Here is an 18,708-nt window from a genome sequence, read left to right as displayed (position 1 = left end):
CCAAGGCCTTGTCTGCCGCGAATTCAGTAGCGAAGATGGCAGTCAGATTGCGATAACCTCCGCTGACCTCATCCTCGGCCACCCCTCGGAGACTCCTCATGAGTGACCAGCAGCAGCTGCGCAACTTCGTCAACGGCCAGTACGTCGACCCGGTGGACGGCGGGTACGCCGACCTGGTCGACCCGTGCACCGGTGAGGTCTTCGCGCAGGCACCGGTCTCCGGCGCCGCCGACGTGGACGCGGCGATGAAGGCCGCCGCCGGCGCCTTCGAGGGCTGGCGGGACGCCACCCCGGCCGAGCGGCAGAAGGCGCTGCTCAAGCTCGCCGACGCGGTCGAGGCCCGGGCCGCCGACCTGGTCGACGCGGAGGTCCGCAACACCGGCAAGCCGCGTCAGTTGACGGCCGAGGAGGAACTGCCGCCGTCGGTGGACCAGTTCCGCTTCTTCGCCGGGGCGGCCCGGATGCTGGAGGGCCGGTCGGCCGGCGAGTACATGGCCGGGCACACCTCGTACGTGCGGCGCGAGCCGATCGGGGTCTGCGCCCAGGTCACGCCCTGGAACTACCCGCTGATGATGGCGGTCTGGAAGATCGCCCCGGCCCTCGCAGCCGGCAACACGGTGGTGCTCAAGCCGTCGGACACCACGCCGGTGTCGACGCTGCTGCTGGCCGAGATCGCCGCGGAGTTCTTCCCGCCGGGCGTGTTCAACGTGGTCTGCGGCGACCGGGACACCGGCCGTACCCTCGTCTCCCACCCCACCCCGCAGCTGGTGTCGATCACCGGCTCGACCCGGGCCGGCATGGAGGTGGCCTCCGCCGCCGCCCCCGATTTGAAGCGCACCCACCTGGAGCTGGGCGGCAAGGCCCCGGTGGTGATCTTCGACGACGCGGACCTGGCGGCGGCGGCCGAGGCGATCGCGGTCGGCGGCTACTTCAACGCCGGGCAGGACTGCACCGCGGCGACCCGGGTCCTGGCCGGCCCCGGCATCCACGACGACTTCGTGGCGGCGCTGGCCGAGCAGGCCCGCAACACGAAGACCGGCGCACCGGACGACGCCGACGTGCTCTACGGCCCGCTGAACAACGCCAACCAGTTGAGCCGGGTCAGCGGCTTCGTGGACCGGCTCCCCGACCACGCCGCGATCCAGGCCGGCGGCTCCCGGGTGGGCGAGCGCGGCTACTTCTACTCCCCGACCGTCGTCTCCGGCCTGCGGCAGCAGGACGAGATCATCCAGGACGAGGTCTTCGGGCCGGTCATCACCGTGCAGCGCTTCTCCGACGAGGACGAGGCGGTGCGCTGGGCGAACGGCGTGGACTACGGCCTGTCGGCGTCGGTCTGGACCAGGGACCACGGCCGGGCGATGCGGATGACCCGCCGGCTCGACTTCGGCTGCGTCTGGGTCAACACGCACATCCCGTTCGTCTCCGAGATGCCGCACGGCGGCTTCAAGCACTCCGGCCACGGCAAGGACCTCTCGGTCTACAGCCTGGAGGACTACACCCGGATCAAGCACGTCATGCACAACATCGAGGGCTGACACTCATGACGACATCGGACGAGTTGCACAAACGGCGTGGGAGCGCGGTGGCCCGGGGGGTCGGCAGCGTCATTCCGTCCTACGTGGACTCCGCGGCCGGCGGCACGATCACCGACGTCGACGGGCGGGAGTGGATCGACTTCGCCGCCGGCATCGCGGTCGCCAACGTCGGCAACTCGGCCCCGAAGGTGGTCGAGGCGGTGCGGGCGCAGGTGGAGCGTTTCACCCACACCTGCTTCATGGTCGCGCCGTACGAGTCGTACGTGGCGGTCTGCGAACAGCTCAACGCGCTGACCCCGGGCGGGTTCGAGAAGCGGTCGGCCCTGTTCAACTCGGGTGCCGAGGCGGTGGAGAACGCCGTGAAGATCGCTCGGCACGCCACCGGGCGGCCGGCCGTGGTGGTCTTCGACCACGCGTACCACGGCCGGACCAACCTGACCATGGCGTTGACCGCGAAGAACATGCCCTACAAGCACCGGTTCGGGCCGTTCGCCGGAGAGATCTACCGGGTGCCGATGTCGTACCCGCTGCGCGACGGCGGGCTGGACGGCGCGACGGCCGCGGCCCGGGCGATCGAGCTGGTCGAGAAGCAGGTCGGCGCGGAGAACGTGGCCGCGCTGCTGATCGAGCCGATCCAGGGCGAGGGCGGCTTCGTCGTACCGGCGCCGGGGTTTCTGCCCGCGCTCCGCGAGTGGGCGACGGCCGCCGGGGTGGTCTTCGTCGCCGACGAGATCCAGACCGGGTTCTGCCGCACCGGCGACTGGTTCGCCTGCCAGCACGAGGGGGTCGAGCCCGACCTGATCACCCTGGCCAAGGGGATCGCCGGCGGGCTGCCGCTGGCCGCGGTGACCGGCCGCGCCGAGCTGATGGACGCGGTGCACGTCGGCGGCCTCGGCGGCACGTACGGCGGCAACCCCATCGCCTGCGCCGCCGCGCTGGCCAGCATCGAGACCATGCACGAGCTGGACCTGACGGCCGCGGCCCGGCGGATCGAGTCGGTGCTGGCCCCTCGGCTGCGGGCCATCGCCGAGCGGGACGCGCGGGTCGCCGAGGTACGCGGCCGCGGCGCGATGCTCGCCGTGGAGCTCGTGCAGCCGGGCACCCTCACCCCGGATCCGGCCGCCACCGCGGCGGTGTCGGCGGCCTGTCACGCCGCCGGGCTGCTCACCCTCACCTGCGGCACGTACGGCAACGTGCTGCGCTTCCTGCCCCCGTTGGTGATCTCCGACGCCGAGCTGACCCGGGGTCTGGACATCCTCGACGCCGCTTTCGGCTGAGCCGGCAGCAGGGGCCCGCATCCGGGCCCCTGCTTCCCGCCTCCGTCAGCGCAGCACCTCGACGGTGTTGCGGCGGACCAGGTTCTTGCCCGGCTCCCGGATCTGCTCCATCGCGGCGTCGTTGAGCAGCACGCAGCTGCCCGACGGGCCCGTCACCGTCACCGTGGTCGCCTTGTTGTTGTCCAGGTTGGTCACCCGCAGCCGGGTGCCCGCCGGGAAGCGGTCGCTGGTCGCCGCCGGCGCCGCCCCGCTCTCGGCGAAGAAGGTGATCGCCCCCGAGCAGGCCGAGCGGGGGGCCGGACCGGGCGCGCCGGGCGAGGCCGCACCGGGTCGGACCGAGCCGTCCGGCTGCGCCGGGGCGGGCTGGGCGGCGGCGTCGTCCACCCGCTCCACCACGTTGCGGCGGATGACGTTCTTGCCCGGTTCGCGGACCAGCTCCATCGCGGCGGCGTTGAGCAGCACGCAGCTGCCCGACGGGCCGGTCACCGTCACCGTGGCCGCCTTGTTGTTGTCCAGATTGGTCACCCGCAGCCGGGTGCCCACCGGAAACCGGTCGCTGGTCGCCGCCGGCGCCCCGCCCTCAGCCGAGAACGTCACCGACCCCTGGCACACCGAGGCCCGTGCCGGTGCGGTGTCCGCGAACCCGAGGCCGGTGCCCACCGCCACGGCCGCCACGGCGGCCACCGCCACACCAGCCGCCAGCACGTGCTTGCGCTGCACCTTCACCGTTGTCTCCCGTCGTCCGGTGGTGTCCTACGACGCCTGGTACGGATGGGGAGCGCCGAATCGTTCACCGCCGGCCGGAACCGTGATCCCAACGTTGGGTCAGATCGGCCCGTAGCGGGTGTGCGGCGCGCCGGTGAGCAGCGCCCAGTACTCGTCGTCCGCCACCAGCACCCGCACGCTTCCGCTCCCGTGGTTCCGTCGTCGTCCGGCACACCGTCTCAGGCAGGAGTTAAGGGTTCTGTAAGCGCCCGCCGCAGCCATCCTCCACGCCACCGCCCCGGGGACAAATGCCCGCAAGCCACCCCGGGGGCGGTGGCGGCCCTGCCGCGTCGTCCGACCGCCTGCGTCCCCGCGACCACGCGCGTTTGGCGTTGGGGGGTGAGCTGCGTCACGATGGGCCGGAGGAGGTCGCCCATGGCCGACCCGTGGCTCGCCCTGGAATTCGGCGTCGATCCGGTGGAGCGGATCGCGCAGGTCGGCGCCGCGCACGAGGCCTTCCTCGCCGGCGGCCCGGAAGCAGCCCTCCGCACCGACCGGCGGCTGCGCGACGTGGTCGCCAACTCGTGGCGCCGCTCCGCGGGGGCGCTGCTCGACCCGGAGACCACGCCGCCGGTCGACCTGACCGACGACGTGCTGGAGAGCTACCGATCCGCCCACCCACTGGCCCGAGTGCTGCCGCTCTTCCGCGACCTGCTCGGCGGCATCGCGCAGGACGGCGCCCACCTGATGGCGGTCTGCGACGCGTACGGGCGGCTGCTCTGGGTGGAGGGGCACCCCGGGGTGCTCCGGCACGCCGAGCGGATGAACTTCGTGCCCGGCGCCCGGTGGGACGAGGCGCACGCCGGCACCAACGCCCCCGGCACCGCCCTGGCGGTCGACCACAGTGTGCAGATCTTCGCCACCGAACACTTCAGCCGGCCGGTGCAGCGCTGGACCTGCGCCGCCGCGCCGATCCACGACCCGGGCACCGGCCGGCTGCTCGGCGCGGTCGACATCACCGGCGGCGACCACCTGGCCAACCCGCAGAGCCTGGCCCTGGTGCGGGCCACCGCCCGGGCCGCCGAGGCGCAGCTCGTGGCCGACGATCCGGTCGAGCCGGGCGTGGTCACCGTCGCCGCGCTCGGCCGGGACGAGGCGGAGCTGCGCGTCGACGGGCGGCGGATCCGGCTCGGCCGACGGCACAGCGAGCTGCTGGCGCTGCTGATCGACCACCCCGAGGGGCGCACCGGCGAACAGCTCGGCCTCGACCTGTACGGCGACGACCGGCTGCACCCGGTGACCCTGCGCGCCGAGCTGTCCCGGCTGCGCCGGGTGCTCGGCCCGGAGCTGCTCGACTCCCGCCCGTACCGGCTGCGGGCAAGGGTGCGCGCCGACTTCCGTACCGTCATCGAACTGCTCGACCGGGGCGACCCGGCGGGCGCGCTCGAGGCGTACCCCGGCGCTCTGCTGCCCGGGTCGGACGCACCGGGCGTGACGCGCCTGCGCCGGTTGATCGACGGCCAGCTCCGCGCGGCCGTGCTGGCCGCCGCGGACCCGGCGCTGCTCACGACCTGGACCGCGACACCCGCCGGCGCCGACGACCTGGCCGCCTGGCAGGCGCTGGCCCGGGCGCTGCCGCCGGGCGCGCCGCGCCGGCCCCTCGCGGTGGCCCGCATCCAACAGCTCGCCGGGGAGTACGACCTGTCGCGCGCAACGTGGCTGCAACGTCGGGGAAACTAACGTCGCCGCCGTTCACCGCACCTTGACGGCGGAGGTAACCATGACGCGCTACGACGCGCCCACCCACTGGCAGTCCCGCTACGACCACTTCATCGGCGGCGAGTACGTCAAGCCGCACGGCGGACGGTACTTCGAGAACCCCACCCCGGTCACCGGGCAGACCTTCTGCGAGGTGGCCCGGGGCACCGCCGACGACGTCGAGAAGGCGCTCGACGCCGCGCACGGCGCCGCCGACGCGTGGGGCCGCACCTCGGTCGCCGAACGGTCGCTGATCCTCAACCGGATCGCCGACCGGATGCAGGAGAACCTGGAATCCCTGGCAATCGCCGAGACCTGGGAGAACGGCAAGCCGGTACGCGAGACGCTGGCCGCCGACATCCCGCTCGCCATCGACCACTTCCGCTACTTCGCCGGGGCGATCCGGGCCCAGGAGGGCTCCCTCGGCGAGTTGGACGACGACACCGTCGCCTACCACTTCCACGAACCGCTCGGCGTGGTCGGACAGATCATCCCGTGGAACTTCCCGCTGCTCATGGCGACCTGGAAGCTGGCCCCGGCCCTCGCGGCCGGCAACGCCGTCGTGCTCAAACCGGCCGAGCAGACCCCCGCGTCCATCCACTACTGGCTGTCGCTGGTGGCCGACCTGCTGCCGCCCGGCGTGGTCAACGTGGTCAACGGCTTCGGCGTCGAGGCGGGCAAGCCGCTGGCCTCCTCGCCGCGGGTGGCCAAGGTGGCGTTCACCGGCGAGACCACCACCGGGCGGCTGATCATGCAGTACGCCAGCGAGAACATCAAGCCGGTCACCCTGGAACTGGGCGGCAAGAGCCCCAACCTCTTCTTCGACGACGTCAGCGCTGCTTCCGACGACTTCCTGGACAAGGCGCTCGAGGGCTTCGCCATGTTCGCGCTCAACCAGGGTGAGGTGTGCACCTGCCCGTCCCGGGCGCTGATCCAGCAGGGCCACTACTCGGACTTCCTGGCGGCGGCCGTCGCCCGCACCGGGGCCATCAAGCAGGGGCACCCGCTGGACACCGACACGATGATCGGCGCGCAGGCGTCGAACGACCAGCTCGAGAAGATCCTGTCCTACCTGGACATCGGCCGGCAGGAGGGCGCGAAGGTGCTGACCGGCGGATCGCGTGCGGACCTGGGTGGCGACTTGTCGGGCGGATACTACGTTGAACCAACCATCTTCGAGGGCGACAACTCGATGCGGATCTTCCAGGAGGAGATCTTCGGCCCGGTGGTCTCGGTGACCTCCTTCGCCGACCTCGACGACGCCGTGAAGATCGCCAACGACACGCTCTACGGGCTCGGCGCGGGTGTCTGGACCCGGGACATGAACACCGCCTACCGCGCGGGGCGGGCGATCCAGGCCGGCCGGGTCTGGACCAACTGCTACCACGCCTACCCGGCGCACGCCGCGTTCGGCGGTTACAAGCAGTCCGGCATCGGCCGGGAGAACCACAAGATGATGCTGGAGCACTACCAGCAGACGAAGAACCTACTGGTCAGCTACTCCCCCAAGAAGCTCGGCTTCTTCTGATGGATGATCCGGTGGGCGTGACGCCGGCCGCGGCCGTGCTGCTCCGATCACTGCGGGAGCAGCACGGGCCGCTGATGTTCCACCAGTCCGGCGGCTGCTGCGACGGCAGTGCCCCGATGTGCTACCCGGCCGGCGAGTTCCGCACCGGCGGTTCCGACGTGCTGCTCGCCTCGCTGCGCATCGACGGCGTGCCGGAGCCGGTCGAGTTCTGGATGTCGACGAGCCAGTGGGAACTGTGGAAACACACCCGCCTCACCGTCGACGTCGTACCCGGCCGAGGCAGCGGCTTCTCCCTCGAAGCCCCCGAAGGCGTGAGGTTCCTGATCCGCTCCCACCTAGCCACCTAACCCCCACCCCCGCCCCCGCCCCCGCCCCCGCCCCCGCCCCCGGCGATCTTGCAGTTGTGGTGCCTGCTTGCTGGCAAATCGCACGGTTTGTGAGGCACCACAACTGCAAGATCGACCGGGCAGAGGCCGGGCAGGGGCGGGGTCAGGGGTGGAGGAGGGGGGTGATGGTGGCGAGGATCTGTTGCGGGCGTTGGTAGAGGTCCACGTCGGTGAAGTAGCGCATCCGCCATCCGTTGGCCGCGAGCCAATTCATGCGTGACCGGTCACGCCGGAGGCGGTCGCGGTCGAGGTGGGTCTGGCCGTCGTACTCGACGCCGACGCGGCGTTTCCGGTAGCCGAGATCAAGCCGGTAGAGCGGGATGCCGTTCCTGTCCCGCACCCACAGCTGGGGTTCGGGTGCCGGCAGGCCGCCATCGATCAGCAGAAGCCGCAACTGGCTCTCCTGCCGACACTCCGCACGCGGGTCGGCGAGCCGCACCAGTTGCCTGGCCTGGCATACGCCGCGCAACCGGGCATGCCGCATGACCTCAGTCAGAAGCTCCTCCGGCCGGCACGCTCCCACCCGCAGACACCGGTCCAGCAACGGCATCGCATCCATGCGGCGTACCGTCCGGGCAAGGTCGACCGCACATCGGGCAGCCGGCGCGCAGGGCACTCCGGCCAGCCGTACCGGGTCGCGCACCGGAAGCACGGCCTCGTGGGCGACGATGCCTCTGATCCTCGGTACGACCACACCGGCGGGCACGATCACGTGGACGTTCCCGCGGACAGTCCCGAAGCCGTGTAGTTGAGCGCCGGTGGAGAACCCGACGACGGCTCCTTCGGGGAGCCGCCGGAAGAGCGCCGGCAGGCGGCGGATCGGATCGACAGTCGAGCCGTAGACCCCTCTCGACAGCCGACCCAGCTGCCCGGCCTCGAGTCGTTGTCGCACCTGTTCCCGGGTGACGCCCGATCTCAGCAGATCCGAGTAGCGGTACAGCTCTGGCATGCCCCGGCACGCTGCCGCACCCCAGCACTGCGCTCGACCCCGAGCAGGCGCCCCTGTGGACAACCCACCCTCCTGTGGAAACTCCCCGCCCCCGGCCCCCGCCGTGCTACTCCCGCGCCCACCCCGCGCCCACCCCGCGCCGATCATGCAGTTGTGGTGCCTCGCAAAAGCCCCGGATCACCAACAAGCTGGCACCACAACTGCATGATCGACGGGGCGGGGGCGGGGGTGGGGGTGGGGGGTGGGGGTGGGGGTGGGGGTGGGGGTGGGGTGGGGGTTAGTCGTCGCAGCCGTAGCCGTCGTTGTCTCGGTCCAGGTCGTAGATGTCGTCGCCGATGACCTTGACGGGGCCGGTCACGTATTTGGGGCCGTTGCCACCGCCGCCGGCACAGTCGACGTCGCTTGCGATCGGGACGCAGCCGCTGTAATTGGGATCGCAGTTCGACGCGGGCTTGGTGCCTACCGCGACGACCTGGGTGACCGGCTTCTTGGTGACCACGGACTTGACCAACTTCTTGGCGGTCTGCACGCCGTCGGTCAGGGTCACCTGGTAGGTCAGCGTGCGCACCCCGTTCGCACCGTTGGTCCGGGTGACTCGCTTGCCCTCGGCCAGATTGGGGTCCTTCACCGTGCGCTGGCCGTACCTGATGGTCGCCGTCTCGGTGACGGTGCGCGTCTCCACCTTCGGGCTGGGCTGGGCGGCCGGCGGCGGCGTGGCGGACGTCGCGGAGGGCGACGGGCTGGCGGGCTCGGCCGGCAGCCCCGGGGCCTCGTTCGTCGGCTCGCCGTTCGGTGCGGCGACGATCGGCTCTCCCTGCTGGGCGGCGGCGTTACTCGACTGGCTCGGTTTCGGATCCCCGAACACGGCGGCGATGACGGTCGTCCCTCCGCAGCAGAGCAACACGAGCGACAGCGCCGCGGCGCCGACGATCGTCAGGGCGCGCTGCGCGGGACTCAGCCGGCGGAACCAGTTCGGGCGGGGCGGCACGACGAACCCGCCCGGCGTCGGGGGAAATGGTGGCGGTTGATGTGTCACGCCGCGAGTCTCGTCGTCACAGGCGTTCCGGAGATCCTCCTACCTGCCGCTTCACCTGCAACGGCCGTCGAAGATGGAGGCAGCGCGGTTAGCGATCGTCACCGAAAGTGGTTGCGGCCTCAACAACTCGCCCTCGGTCACCATCCGATCGGCCAGCGGAGACCGAGCCGATCGCGGCGGAGTCAGGACTACCGCAGGACCAGGGCGGCCAGACCGCCGGCGAGCAACAGCACGGGTACGGCGGAGAGGGTGCCCGCCGCGAGGGCGGAGCGCAGACGGGTGACCGTCAGCCGGAGCAGGACGAGGCTGACCAGCATCGCCACGAAGAGCGCCGGCGTCACGGTGTAGAGGCCGAAGAGCAGCCAGCCGTCCCGCTCCGAGGTGCACTCGTCGCCGCAGCCGGCCGGCACGGCCCCGGAGAGCAGGGCGGCCCCGCCGAAGCCGGCCGCGATGACCGCGGCGTACCAGCCGAGCGTGACCAGGATGGCCGCCCGCGCGTCGGGGCGGCGGGGTGGCGACTGCTCGGCGGTGGTCTGGCCCATCGACCGATTATCGCCCCGCCGCCCGCCGCCCGGCCGCCGACCACCGACCAGCAAGCCGGCAACCGGGCCGGCAGGGGTGCCGGTGTGGTCAGCGGCCGTCGAGCAGGGGCTGGCGGGGATCCCAGGGCGTACCACCGGCGGCGTCGCGGCGGCGGCGGGCGATCGCCGACAGCGCCTCCAGCACCACCCGATTGCCCAGGTACGCGGTGATGTCGGCGTGGTCGTACGGCGGGGCGACCTCGACCACGTCCACCCCGACCACGGGCAGTTCGTAGCAGCAGCGGCGGACCGCGTCGAGCAGTTGGCGGGAGGTGAGCCCGCCCGGCTCGGGCGTGCCGGTGCCCGGCGCCATGCCCGGGTCGACCACGTCCACGTCGACGGAGAGGAACACCCCCTCGCACTCGTCCGTGGCGATGGCGAAGGCCTCCGACAGGCAGTCGTCGAGCCCCCGGGCCACCAGCTCGGTCATCTCGTACGAGCGCATCCGCTGCTCCGCCATCCAGGACAGCGTCTCGGGGCCGGGCCAGTAGCCGCGCAGTCCGATCTGGAGGAACCGGTCGCCGCGCACCGCCCCGGATTCGATCAGCCGGCGCATCGGCTGGCCGTGCCCGTGCAGGCTGCCGAACTCGATGTCGCCGGTGTCGGCGTGCGCGTCGAAGTGCACCAGCGACACCCGGCCCAGCCCGTGCTGCCGGGCCACCCCGGTGGCGTCCGGCAGGGCGATGGAGTGGTCGCCGCCGAGCACGATCGGAATGGCGCCCGACGCGGCGACCGCGTACACCGCGGCTTCGAGGGCGCCCAGTGACCGCTCGATGTCGCCAGCGAACATCTCCACGTCGCCGGCGTCGTACACCCGCAGGTCCTGCAGGCCGTCGACGCGCAGCGCCAGCGAGGGGCGGGAGCCGTCGTGCGGCAGGTAGCAGGCCTGCCGGATGGCCGACGGCCCGAACCGGGTGCCCGGCCGGTGGGAGGTGCCGCCGTCGAAGGGCGCCCCGACGATCACCACGTCCGCGTCGGCGAACGACGCCGGCTCGTACAGGTCACACGCGGGCACCCCGAGGAAGGTCAGGTCGGGTCCGTACATGGCTCCGTAGCGACTCATCGCTCCTGCATCCCCCAGGGTGAGCCGTATCCGGTCAGGAGGTCCAGGAAGGGCCGTGGCGGCAGCGCCTCCGGGCCGAGCACGCCCGTCCCGGCCCAGTCGCCGTTGGCGAGCAGCTCCAGCGCCACCACCGGGTTGACCGCGGTCTGCCAGACCACCGCCTGGTGGCCGTACTCCTTCATCGACCACTCGTTGTCGACCACGTGGTAGAGGTAGACCCGCCGGGGGCGGCCGTCGACGCCGGTGCCGGTGACGTAGGTGCCGGCGCAGGTCTTGCCGCGCATCCTCTCGCCCAGGGTGGCCGGATCGGGCAGGCAGGCGGCCACCACGTCCCGGGGCGACACCGCGGCGCCGCCGACCCGGACCGGCGCGGTCGAGTCCAACCCCAGCTTGTGCAGCGTCTTGAGCACCTCGATGAACTCGTCGCCGAGGCCGTACTTGAAGGTGACCCGCTTCGCGTCGACCCAGCGCGGAATGAGCAGCACCTCCTCGTGCTCCACGTTGACGCACTCGACCGGGCCGATCCCGTCGGGAAACTCGAAGACCTCCGGCTCGGAGAAGGGCGCCGTGGTGTACCAGCCGCGGTCGGCCTCCCAGACCACCGGCGGGTTCAGGCACTCCTCGATGGTCGTCCAGATGGAGAAGGACGGGGCGAAGTCGTAGCCGTCGACGGTGAGGTTCGCGCCGTCGCGTACCCCGATCTCGTCGATCTCGGCGAAGAGCTCCTCGGCGGCGTACCGGGCGAAGACGTCGGAGAGCCCGGGCTCGACGCCGATGCCGCAGAGCGCCAGCCGGCCGGCCGTCGCCCACTCGTCGGCCCGCGCGAACTGCTCATCGCCGAGCTTCACGCCGGTCTCCGCGTGCGGGCGGGTGGGATGCGGGCGGGACAGCGACATCGCCATGTCCAGGTAGTCGGCCCCGGCTGCGAACGCGCCCTCGAAGATCGGCAGAACGAAGCGCGGATCGACGGCGTTGAGCACGTGGGTGATCCGGTGCTCCCGGCAGAGCGCGGCGACGGCCTCCGCCGACGAGGCGTCCACCGGGGCGGCGACGAATCGGCCGTCGTGTTCGGCGATGGCCCGGCTCGCCCGGCCCAGGTCGTAGTCCGCGACCACCATCGTTTCGAAGAAGGAGCGGCGGGCGGCGATGGATACGGCGGCGGAGCCGACGCCACCGGCGCCGACGAGCAGGATGCGCATCAGGAATCGAACCCCAAACCAAAACGATCGAGCGTACGGAGCCAGAGGTTGCGCCGCCCCTCGCGCGCGTCGGCGCGGGCGAGCGACCAGCGGGTGAGGTTGATGCCGGCCGCGCGGAACGGCTCCGGCGGGAACGGCAGTGGCGTGCTGCGCACCAGGTCGAGCCGGGTCAGCGGGGTGTCCCCGCCGGCGAGCAGGTCGAGCATCACCCGGGCGCCGAACCGGGTGGCCCCGACGCCGAGGCCGGTGTAGCCGGCCGCGTAGGCCAACTGCCCGTCGTAGGCGGTGCCGAAGAACGGGCAGAACCGGGTGCAGGTGTCGATCACCCCGCCCCACCGGTGGCTGAACTGCAGACCGTCCAGCTGCGGGAACGTGGTGAAGAAGTGGTCGGCGAGCGCGTTGAAGGTGTCCCAGCGCTGCTCCAGGGCCGGCGTGGTCCGGTTGCCGTAGTGGTAGACGGCGTCGTACCCGCCGAAGAGGATCCGTCCGTCGGTGGTGATGCGGTAGTAGTGGAACTGGTTGCCGGTGTCCGCGAGACCCTGGCGGTTCGCCCAGCCGATCGACTTCCGCTCGTCCTCGCCGAGCGGCTCGGTCATCAGCGCGTAGTCGTAGACCGGCACCAGCCAGGAGCGCAGCCGGCGCAGCAGCGGCGGGAACGCGTTCGTGGCGAGCACGACCTGCCGGGCGCGGACGTGCCCGGGTGCGGCGTCCCGGCCACCGGCGGTGCTGGCCCGTAGCGCGGCCCCGTCGCGGCGCAGCCCGGTCACCCGGGTGTGCTCGGCGATCCGCACCCCGACGCTCAGGCAGGCCCGACGCAGCCCCCAGGCGAGCTTCGCCGGGTCGAGCATGGCCACCCGGTCGCGGTCCCACATCCCGCCGAGGTACGTCGGCGAGTCGACCTCGGCGCGTACCTCGTCGGCGTCGAGCAGCCGCACGTCGTGGCCGTACCGGCGGGCCAGCTCGGCCTCCTCGGCGAGCCCGTCGAGCTGGTACGGCTCGACGGCGACCGCCAGTTCGCCGGTGCGCTCGAAGTCGCAGTCGATGCCGAACTCGGCGACGGTCGCGGCGATGGCGTCGAGGTTCTCCCGGCCGAGCCGTTCCAACTCGTCGATCTCGCCGGGGAACCGCTCGACCCCGTTGGCAAGCCCGTGGGTGAGCGAGGCGGCGCAGAACCCGCCGTTGCGTCCGGACGCCGCCCAGCCGCAGCTGCCCGCGTCGACCAGGAGCACGTCCCGACCCGGGTCGTCCCGCTTGGCCAGCAGCGCGGTCCAGAGCCCGCTGTAACCGCCGCCGACGACGAGCAGGTCGGCGGTGTGCGTGCCGTGCAGCGGCGGGAGCGGGTCGGGCCGTTCCGGGCGGTCCAGCCAGTACGGCACGGGCGCCGCGTCGGCCAGCGCCCGGCCGATGCCGGGACGGGTCATGACGGGCGCCGGCCGGTTCCGCCGCCCACCGGGCTGACCGGCAGGGCGGCCCGGCGGGTCCGCCGGCCACGCAGCGTACTGGCCAGCACCAGCAGCAGCGCGATCACGAACATCGCCGTGCCGATGACGTTGACCTGCGGCGGGATGCCCCGCTGGGCGGCCCCCCAGACGTACATCGGGAAGGTGACGGTGGTGCCGGCGTTGAAGTTCGTGATGATGAAGTCGTCGAAGCTCAACGAGAAGGCGAGCAGCGCGGCGGCCACGATGCCGGGCAGCACCAGCGGCAGGGTGATCCGCCGGAAGGTCTGCCACTCGTTGGCGTAGAGGTCCATCGCGGCCTCCTCCAGCCGGGAGTCCATCCCGGCCAGCCGCGCCTTGACGGTGACCACCACGAACGAGACGCAGAACATCACGTGCGCGATGACGATGGTCCAGAAGCCCTGCGGCACCCCGGCGGAGACGAAGAGGGCGAGCAGCGAGGTGCCCATCACCAGCTCCGGGGTGGCCATCGGCAGGAAGATCAGCACGTTGATCCCGGCCCGGCCGCGGAAGCGGTGCCGGACCAGCGCGAACGCCATCAGCGTGCCGAGCAGCGTGGCGACCACGGTGGCGATGAAGCCGATCTGCACGCTGCGCACCACCGCGTCGCACATGTCGGAGGTGGCACACGGGTTGCGCCAGTTGTCGAGGGTGAACTCGTTGAAGTCGTAGGAGAGCCGGCTCGACGGGCGGTTGAACGACAGCCCGGCCACCACCACGATCGGCAGCGACAGGTAGCCGAGCACCAGCAGCGCCAGGCCCATCACCCAACGGTCAGCCAGCCAACGGGAGAACCTCACAGCGTTCCCCTTTCGTTCATGGCTGCGGGGCTCCGCTGCGCTGCACTCCTCGCGCTCACAGGACCTCCTCCGTGCCGGCTCGGCGCAGGTAGACGAAGACCACCGCGAGGATCGCCGCCATCAGCAGGAACGACAGCGCCGCGCCCTGCGGGTAGTCGAGCCGGACCAGGAACGCCGAGTCGATGACGTTGCCGATCATGTATTCGTTCGGGGTGCCGAGCAGCTCGGCGTTGATGTAGTCACCGCTGGCCGGGATGAAGAAGAGCAGCGTTCCGGCGACCAGGCCGGGCATGGAGAGCGGCAGGGTGACCTTGCGGAACGCCCGGACCGGGCTCGCGTACAGGTCGCTCGCCGCCTCCAGCAGCCGGTAGTCCAGCCGTTCCAGGCTGGCGTAGAGCGGCAGCACCAGGAACGGCAGGAAGTTGTACGTCAGGCCGAGCACCACCGCGAACGGCGTGGCCAGCAGCCGGCCGTCCGGCCCGAGCAGGTGGATGTCGCGCAGCAGCCCGACCAGCCAGCCGTTGTCCGACAGGATCGTCTTCCAGGCCAGCGTGCGGACCAGGAAGCTGGTGAACATCGGCGCGACCACGCAGACCAGCAGCAGGTTCTTCCACCGGCCGGCCTTCTGCGCGATCGCGTACGCCAGCGGGTAGCCCATCAGCAGGGCGAGCACCAGTGCCAGCCCGGCGTAGAGGAACGACCGGGCGAACTGCGGCCAGTACGCTGTCAGCGCGTCCGGGTAGTTGCCGAACGCCCAGGTCAGCGCGTACCCGGTGGAGAGCGAGCCGGTGGGGTCGTAGAGGCTCGCGGCGGCGAGCTGGAACAGCGGCACGGCGAAGAAGACGAAGAGCCAGGCCCCGCCGGGAAGCAGCAGCAGGTACGGCAGCAACCGGTGCCGCCCGCGCCGGGCGGCCGGCGGCGGGGCCGCCGCCGGCTGCCCGGTGGTCATGTGCGCGAGGCTCATGGCGTCACACCGACCGGTTCGTCCAGTACCGGCGTGGTCCGGTCGGTCTCGCCCGGCTCCCGCGGCAGCAGGAACGCGTGCCGCGGGTCCCAGTGCGCCACCGCCTCCGCGCCGACGGCCAGCCGCGAGGTCGCGCCGCTGTTCGCGGCGAAGACCGACAGCTCACTACCCCAACCGGTGCGCAGCAGGTACTGGGTGCTGACCCCGACGTAGGAGGCGTCGGTGACCACCCCGGTGACGTGCTGGTGGCCGGCGGGGACCTGGTCGACGGAGTCGACCAGGTGCAGCTTCTCCGGGCGTACGCCCAGGTGGACCGGCCCGCGGTCGGCGCGGGCCCGGTCGGCGGGCACCGAGTAGCGGGCGCCGTGGGCGGTCACCGGCACCTCGCTGCCGGTGGTGCCGGCCGCCTCGCCGGCCAGCAGGTTGGACTGGCCGAGGAAGTTCGCCACGAACGCGGTGGCCGGGTACTCGTAGATGTCGGCCGGCGCGCCGAGCTGTTCGATCCGGCCGGCGTTCATCACCGCGACCGTGTCGGCCATCGTCATGGCCTCCTCCTGGTCGTGGGTGACGTGCACGAACGTGATGCCGACCTCGGTCTGGATCCGCTTCAGCTCGATCTGCATCTGCCGGCGCAGCTTCAGGTCGAGCGCACCGAGGGGCTCGTCCAGCAGCAGCACCTGCGGTTGATTGATCAGGGCGCGGGCCAACGCGACCCGCTGCTGCTGCCCGCCGGAGAGCTGGGCCGGCCGGCGGCTGCCGTAGTCGTCGAGCTGCACCAGCGACAGCATCCGCATGACCTCGTCGTCGACCGAGCGGATGCCGCGCCGGCGCAGCCCGAAGGCCACGTTCTCGAAGATGTTCAGGTGCGGAAAGAGCGCGTAGCTCTGGAAGACCGTGTTCACCGGCCGCTTGTACGGGCGCAGCCGGGCGATGTCCCGGTCGCCGAGCAGCACCTGCCCGCTGGTCGGCTCCTCCAGGCCGGCGATCATCCGGAGCGTGGTGGTCTTGCCGCACCCGGACGCCCCGAGCAGGGCGAAGAACGAGCCCTGCGGGATGGTGAGGCTCAGGTCGTCCACCGCGGTGAAGATGCCGAACCGTTTGGTGAGGTTGGCCAGTCGCAGGTCGCCGGCCGGAGTCTCGCGTCCCACTGTCTTCCCGCCCATCCCGTCGTCAGGCCCCGATGACCTGCTGGAACTTGCTTTCGTACTCGCGCTCCTGCTTTTCGTCCAGTGCCATGAAGACCTTGGACTTCGACAGCATCGCCTCGTCCGGGAAGATCAGCGGGTTGGCGGCCAGCTCCGGATCGATCTTCTCCATCTCGGCCTGCGCGCCCTGCACGGGGCAGATGTAGTTCACGTACGCGGCGAGCTGGGCGGCGACCGCCGGCTCGTAGTAGTAGTTCATGAGCTGCTCGGCGTTGCCCTTGTGCGTGGCCTTGTTCGGCACCAGCATGTTGTCCGACCAGAGCATCACGCCGGAGTCGGGCACCACGAACTTGACCTTCTCGTCCTCGAAGCCGAGCTGGATGACGTCGCCGGACCAGCCGACGCACGCGGCGATGTCGCCCTTGGCCAGGTCGGGCGCGTAGTCGTTGCCGGTGAACTTGCGGATCTGGCCGGAGTCGACCGCCTTCTTCAGCTTGTTGAGCGCGTCGTCGAACTGGGCCGCGGTGAAGTTCGACGGGTCGTGGCCGTTCGACTGGAGCAGCAGGCCCATCGTGTCGCGCATCTCCGACAGCGCGGTCACCTTGCCCTTGAGGTCGGGGCGGGTGAGCAGCTCGTCGACGGTCCGGATCTCCTTGGTGACCTTGCCGTTGTAGGCGAGGCCGGCCAGGCCCGACTGCCACGGGATGGCGAGCTGGTTGTCCTTGTCGAAGGAGCGGCCCTTCAGCGACGGCAGCAGGTTGGCCTCGACGTTGGGCATCTTGGACTTGTCGAGCTTCTGGATCCAGCCGAGCCGGATCATCCGGGCGGCCATCCAGTCGGTGAGGGTCATGATGTCGCGCTCGGTGGGCTGACAGCCGGCGAGCTGGTTCTGCACCTTGCCGAAGAACTCGTTGTTGTCGTTGACGTCCTCGGTGTACGTCACCTGGACGCCGCTCTTGGCGATGAACGCGTCGAGGGTGGGCCGCTTCGACTCGTCCTTCTCGTCCACGTCCATGTACTGCGGCCAGTTCGAGAAGGCGAGCTTCTTCTCGGTGCCGGAGAGGTCTTCGCTGACGCAACCGGCTTCGGTCTGCTGGGCGCCCTTGGTGCCGCAGCCGGTCAGGGCGCCGCCGACGGCGAGCATCGTGGCCGAGCCGAGGGTGCCGGTGAGCAGGCCGCGCCGGGAAAGGGGCCGGAGGGGACTACGCATGTGACGACTCCTTAAAGGGGGTCATCGTCGGCGGCGGGGACGGGGGTGACGGCGCCGGCGGGAGGGTCAGGTGCGATTGACGACTGATCCTGACATGGGGTGACCTTCCTTACAAGGGATTCCGTTGCGGGATTAGCTCTAGACGACGAAATACGCCAGACTGCGCGAGGCACTAGGCTAACCGCGCGGGAACGGACATGGGGAGCGGTCGATGACGAACCGGCAGCAGGAGAACGGCAACGGCGGGCGGCGGGTCACCGTCCGTGACGGCGCCAGCCACGCTCTGCTCGATGACGTTGCCAAGCAGATCATCGAGCAGCTCCAGGAGGACGGACGCCGGCCGTACGCCACCATCGGCAAGGCGGTCGGGCTCTCCGAGGCCGCCGTACGCCAGCGGGTCCAGCGGCTGCTCGACGCCGGGGTGATGCAGATCGTCGCGGTCACCGATCCGCTCCAGCTCGGCTTCCCCCGACAGGCGATGATCGGCCTGCGCACCGACGGCGATCTGGAGGCGGTGGCCGACCGCCTGGCCGAACTGGTGGAGGTCGACTACGTCGTCATCACCGCCGGCTCGTTCGACCTGCTCACCGAGGTGGTCTGCCGCAACGACGACCACCTGCTGGAGATCCTGCAACGGCTGCGCGCCGTCGAGGGCGTGCTCTCCACCGAGGCGTTCGTCTATCTCAAGCTCCGCAAGCAGACCTACACCTGGGGTACGGCCTGACGCTCAGCCGCTCGATCCACTCGACACTGCTTGATCCACTCGACGCCGCTTGATCCACTCGACGTCCGGGAAGTCGCGGTATCCGCACCACCCGGACGCCCCGACTTCCGTGAGCCCGAGTGGATCAGCCACGCCCCCGCACCGGCGGACGGGGGGCACCCGATTCCCCCTTTGCTCTGCTTCAGCGGGGGCAACACCCCGCGTCCGGACACCGGACGGCCGGCGTTTCCTGGGGTGAAGCAGAGCAAAGGTGGCCGAACCAGGGGTCGGTCGCCGCCACGCCCGCCCACGGGGGGGTGTCCCTATGGGTTTCGTCAAGCGGGGATCGGTGCCGTTGGGCGGGGTTGGTAGGGGATCTTGTCGCGGAGCATGGCGTATAGGACGTCGC

The 18,708-nt window shown here is 71.2% G+C and carries 17 protein-coding genes; 6 read left to right on the top strand and 11 right to left on the bottom strand.

The features are described from left to right. Positions 1 to 98: 98 nt before the first annotated feature. Together ACIP9D_RS09730 and gabT are read left to right on the top strand one after the other, a co-directional pair. A complete protein-coding gene (locus ACIP9D_RS09730) occupies positions 99 to 1,535 on the top strand; it encodes a gamma-aminobutyraldehyde dehydrogenase (protein ID WP_350868869.1) in 1,437 nt (478 codons plus the stop codon). A gap of 5 nt (positions 1,536 to 1,540) precedes the next feature. Continuing rightward, entirely contained in the window at positions 1,541 to 2,812 is a 1,272-nt protein-coding gene (gene gabT, locus ACIP9D_RS09725) for a 4-aminobutyrate--2-oxoglutarate transaminase (protein WP_350868868.1), read from the top strand. Positions 2,813 to 2,857: 45 nt separating this feature from the next. Here gabT and ACIP9D_RS09720 read toward each other — a convergent pair whose 3' ends face one another. Beyond that, entirely contained in the window at positions 2,858 to 3,538 is a 681-nt protein-coding gene (locus ACIP9D_RS09720) for a hypothetical protein (RefSeq protein WP_350868866.1), read from the bottom strand. Positions 3,539 to 3,952: 414 nt separating this feature from the next. On the opposite strand from ACIP9D_RS09720, the gene ACIP9D_RS09715 reads away from it, so the two are divergent. Genes ACIP9D_RS09715 through ACIP9D_RS09705 form a run of 3 tightly spaced genes read left to right on the top strand, consistent with a single transcriptional unit; the run spans position 3,953 to position 7,150 of the window. Beyond that, positions 3,953 to 5,257 carry a GAF domain-containing protein gene (locus ACIP9D_RS09715; protein ID WP_350868864.1) on the top strand — a complete coding sequence of 435 codons (1,305 nt, stop codon included), beginning with the start codon at positions 3,953 to 3,955 and terminating at the stop codon, positions 5,255 to 5,257. Between the two features lie 40 nt (positions 5,258 to 5,297). Beyond that, entirely contained in the window at positions 5,298 to 6,803 is a 1,506-nt protein-coding gene (gene adh / locus ACIP9D_RS09710) for an aldehyde dehydrogenase (protein ID WP_350868862.1), read from the top strand. Further along, complete coding sequence (locus ACIP9D_RS09705; protein ID WP_350868861.1) at positions 6,803 to 7,150, top strand: DUF779 domain-containing protein; 348 nt, start codon at positions 6,803 to 6,805, stop codon at positions 7,148 to 7,150. Before adh ends, ACIP9D_RS09705 begins: the two co-directional genes overlap by 1 nt. 142 nt (positions 7,151 to 7,292) lie before the next feature. Here the strand turns inward: ACIP9D_RS09705 and ACIP9D_RS09700 are convergent, their stop codons facing one another. The 10 genes from ACIP9D_RS09700 to ACIP9D_RS09655 all read right to left on the bottom strand — a co-directional run bounded on the left by ACIP9D_RS09700 (position 7,293) and on the right by ACIP9D_RS09655 (position 17,596). Next, complete coding sequence (locus ACIP9D_RS09700; protein ID WP_350868859.1) at positions 7,293 to 8,138, bottom strand: type IV toxin-antitoxin system AbiEi family antitoxin domain-containing protein; 846 nt, start codon at positions 8,136 to 8,138, stop codon at positions 7,293 to 7,295. Positions 8,139 to 8,415: 277 nt separating this feature from the next. Next, positions 8,416 to 9,174 (bottom strand): G5 domain-containing protein, encoded by a 759-nt coding sequence (locus tag ACIP9D_RS09695; protein ID WP_350868858.1) that lies wholly within the window; start codon positions 9,172 to 9,174, stop codon positions 8,416 to 8,418. Between the two features lie 188 nt (positions 9,175 to 9,362). Beyond that, on the bottom strand, positions 9,363 to 9,716 hold the full coding sequence (locus tag ACIP9D_RS09690) for a hypothetical protein (RefSeq protein ID WP_350868856.1): 354 nt from the start codon (positions 9,714 to 9,716) through the stop codon (positions 9,363 to 9,365). A gap of 88 nt (positions 9,717 to 9,804) precedes the next feature. Then, positions 9,805 to 10,818, bottom strand: coding sequence for an agmatinase (speB, locus tag ACIP9D_RS09685; protein WP_350868854.1), 1,014 nt, complete (start codon positions 10,816 to 10,818; stop codon positions 9,805 to 9,807). Further along, a complete protein-coding gene (locus ACIP9D_RS09680) occupies positions 10,815 to 12,017 on the bottom strand; it encodes a saccharopine dehydrogenase C-terminal domain-containing protein (RefSeq protein ID WP_350868852.1) in 1,203 nt (400 codons plus the stop codon). The genes speB and ACIP9D_RS09680 overlap by 4 nt, the downstream gene beginning before the upstream one ends. After that, positions 12,017 to 13,438 carry an FAD-dependent oxidoreductase gene (locus tag ACIP9D_RS09675; RefSeq protein WP_350868850.1) on the bottom strand — a complete coding sequence of 474 codons (1,422 nt, stop codon included), beginning with the start codon at positions 13,436 to 13,438 and terminating at the stop codon, positions 12,017 to 12,019. The genes ACIP9D_RS09680 and ACIP9D_RS09675 overlap by 1 nt, the downstream gene beginning before the upstream one ends. Beyond that, positions 13,435 to 14,277, bottom strand: a complete 843-nt coding sequence (locus tag ACIP9D_RS09670) for an ABC transporter permease (RefSeq protein WP_350868848.1) — start codon at positions 14,275 to 14,277, stop codon at positions 13,435 to 13,437. The genes ACIP9D_RS09675 and ACIP9D_RS09670 overlap by 4 nt, the downstream gene beginning before the upstream one ends. Positions 14,278 to 14,332: 55 nt before the next feature. Continuing rightward, complete coding sequence (locus ACIP9D_RS09665; protein ID WP_350868846.1) at positions 14,333 to 15,241, bottom strand: ABC transporter permease; 909 nt, start codon at positions 15,239 to 15,241, stop codon at positions 14,333 to 14,335. Further along, positions 15,238 to 16,404, bottom strand: a complete 1,167-nt coding sequence (locus tag ACIP9D_RS09660; protein ID WP_350868845.1) for an ABC transporter ATP-binding protein — start codon at positions 16,402 to 16,404, stop codon at positions 15,238 to 15,240. The genes ACIP9D_RS09665 and ACIP9D_RS09660 overlap by 4 nt, the downstream gene beginning before the upstream one ends. A 7-nt stretch (positions 16,405 to 16,411) precedes the next feature. Then, positions 16,412 to 17,596, bottom strand: coding sequence for a spermidine/putrescine ABC transporter substrate-binding protein (locus tag ACIP9D_RS09655; protein ID WP_350868844.1), 1,185 nt, complete (start codon positions 17,594 to 17,596; stop codon positions 16,412 to 16,414). A 211-nt stretch (positions 17,597 to 17,807) separates the two neighbouring features. On the opposite strand from ACIP9D_RS09655, the gene ACIP9D_RS09650 reads away from it, so the two are divergent. After that, a complete protein-coding gene (locus tag ACIP9D_RS09650; RefSeq protein WP_350868842.1) occupies positions 17,808 to 18,320 on the top strand; it encodes an Lrp/AsnC family transcriptional regulator in 513 nt (170 codons plus the stop codon). Positions 18,321 to 18,708: the final 388 nt, after the last annotated feature.

Origin of the sequence: Micromonospora sp. NPDC093243 (genome assembly GCF_044753725.1) — a bacterium.
Taxonomy (GTDB): domain Bacteria; phylum Actinomycetota; class Actinomycetes; order Mycobacteriales; family Micromonosporaceae; genus Micromonospora.
This window is presented reverse-complemented; position numbering and strand designations above follow the sequence as displayed.

Bases quoted from the DNA above. Each gene is read 5' to 3' on its own strand.
- ACIP9D_RS09665 (WP_350868846.1), bottom strand. From the start codon at position 15,241: ATGAGCCTCGCGCACATGACCACCGGGCAGCCGGCGGCGGCCCCGCCG.
- ACIP9D_RS09675 (WP_350868850.1), bottom strand. From the start codon at position 13,438: ATGACCCGTCCCGGCATCGGCCGGGCGCTGGCCGACGCGGCGCCCGTG.
- ACIP9D_RS09660 (WP_350868845.1), bottom strand. From the start codon at position 16,404: ATGGGCGGGAAGACAGTGGGACGCGAGACTCCGGCCGGCGACCTGCGA.
- ACIP9D_RS09715 (WP_350868864.1), top strand. From the start codon at position 3,953: ATGGCCGACCCGTGGCTCGCCCTGGAATTCGGCGTCGATCCGGTGGAG.
- gabT (WP_350868868.1), top strand. From the start codon at position 1,541: ATGACGACATCGGACGAGTTGCACAAACGGCGTGGGAGCGCGGTGGCC.
- ACIP9D_RS09690 (WP_350868856.1), bottom strand. From the start codon at position 9,716: ATGGGCCAGACCACCGCCGAGCAGTCGCCACCCCGCCGCCCCGACGCG.
- ACIP9D_RS09730 (WP_350868869.1), top strand. From the start codon at position 99: ATGAGTGACCAGCAGCAGCTGCGCAACTTCGTCAACGGCCAGTACGTC.
- ACIP9D_RS09705 (WP_350868861.1), top strand. From the start codon at position 6,803: ATGGATGATCCGGTGGGCGTGACGCCGGCCGCGGCCGTGCTGCTCCGA.
- adh (WP_350868862.1), top strand. From the start codon at position 5,298: ATGACGCGCTACGACGCGCCCACCCACTGGCAGTCCCGCTACGACCAC.
- ACIP9D_RS09650 (WP_350868842.1), top strand. From the start codon at position 17,808: ATGACGAACCGGCAGCAGGAGAACGGCAACGGCGGGCGGCGGGTCACC.
- ACIP9D_RS09700 (WP_350868859.1), bottom strand. From the start codon at position 8,138: ATGCCAGAGCTGTACCGCTACTCGGATCTGCTGAGATCGGGCGTCACC.
- speB (WP_350868854.1), bottom strand. From the start codon at position 10,818: ATGAGTCGCTACGGAGCCATGTACGGACCCGACCTGACCTTCCTCGGG.
- ACIP9D_RS09680 (WP_350868852.1), bottom strand. From the start codon at position 12,017: ATGCGCATCCTGCTCGTCGGCGCCGGTGGCGTCGGCTCCGCCGCCGTA.
- ACIP9D_RS09655 (WP_350868844.1), bottom strand. From the start codon at position 17,596: ATGCGTAGTCCCCTCCGGCCCCTTTCCCGGCGCGGCCTGCTCACCGGC.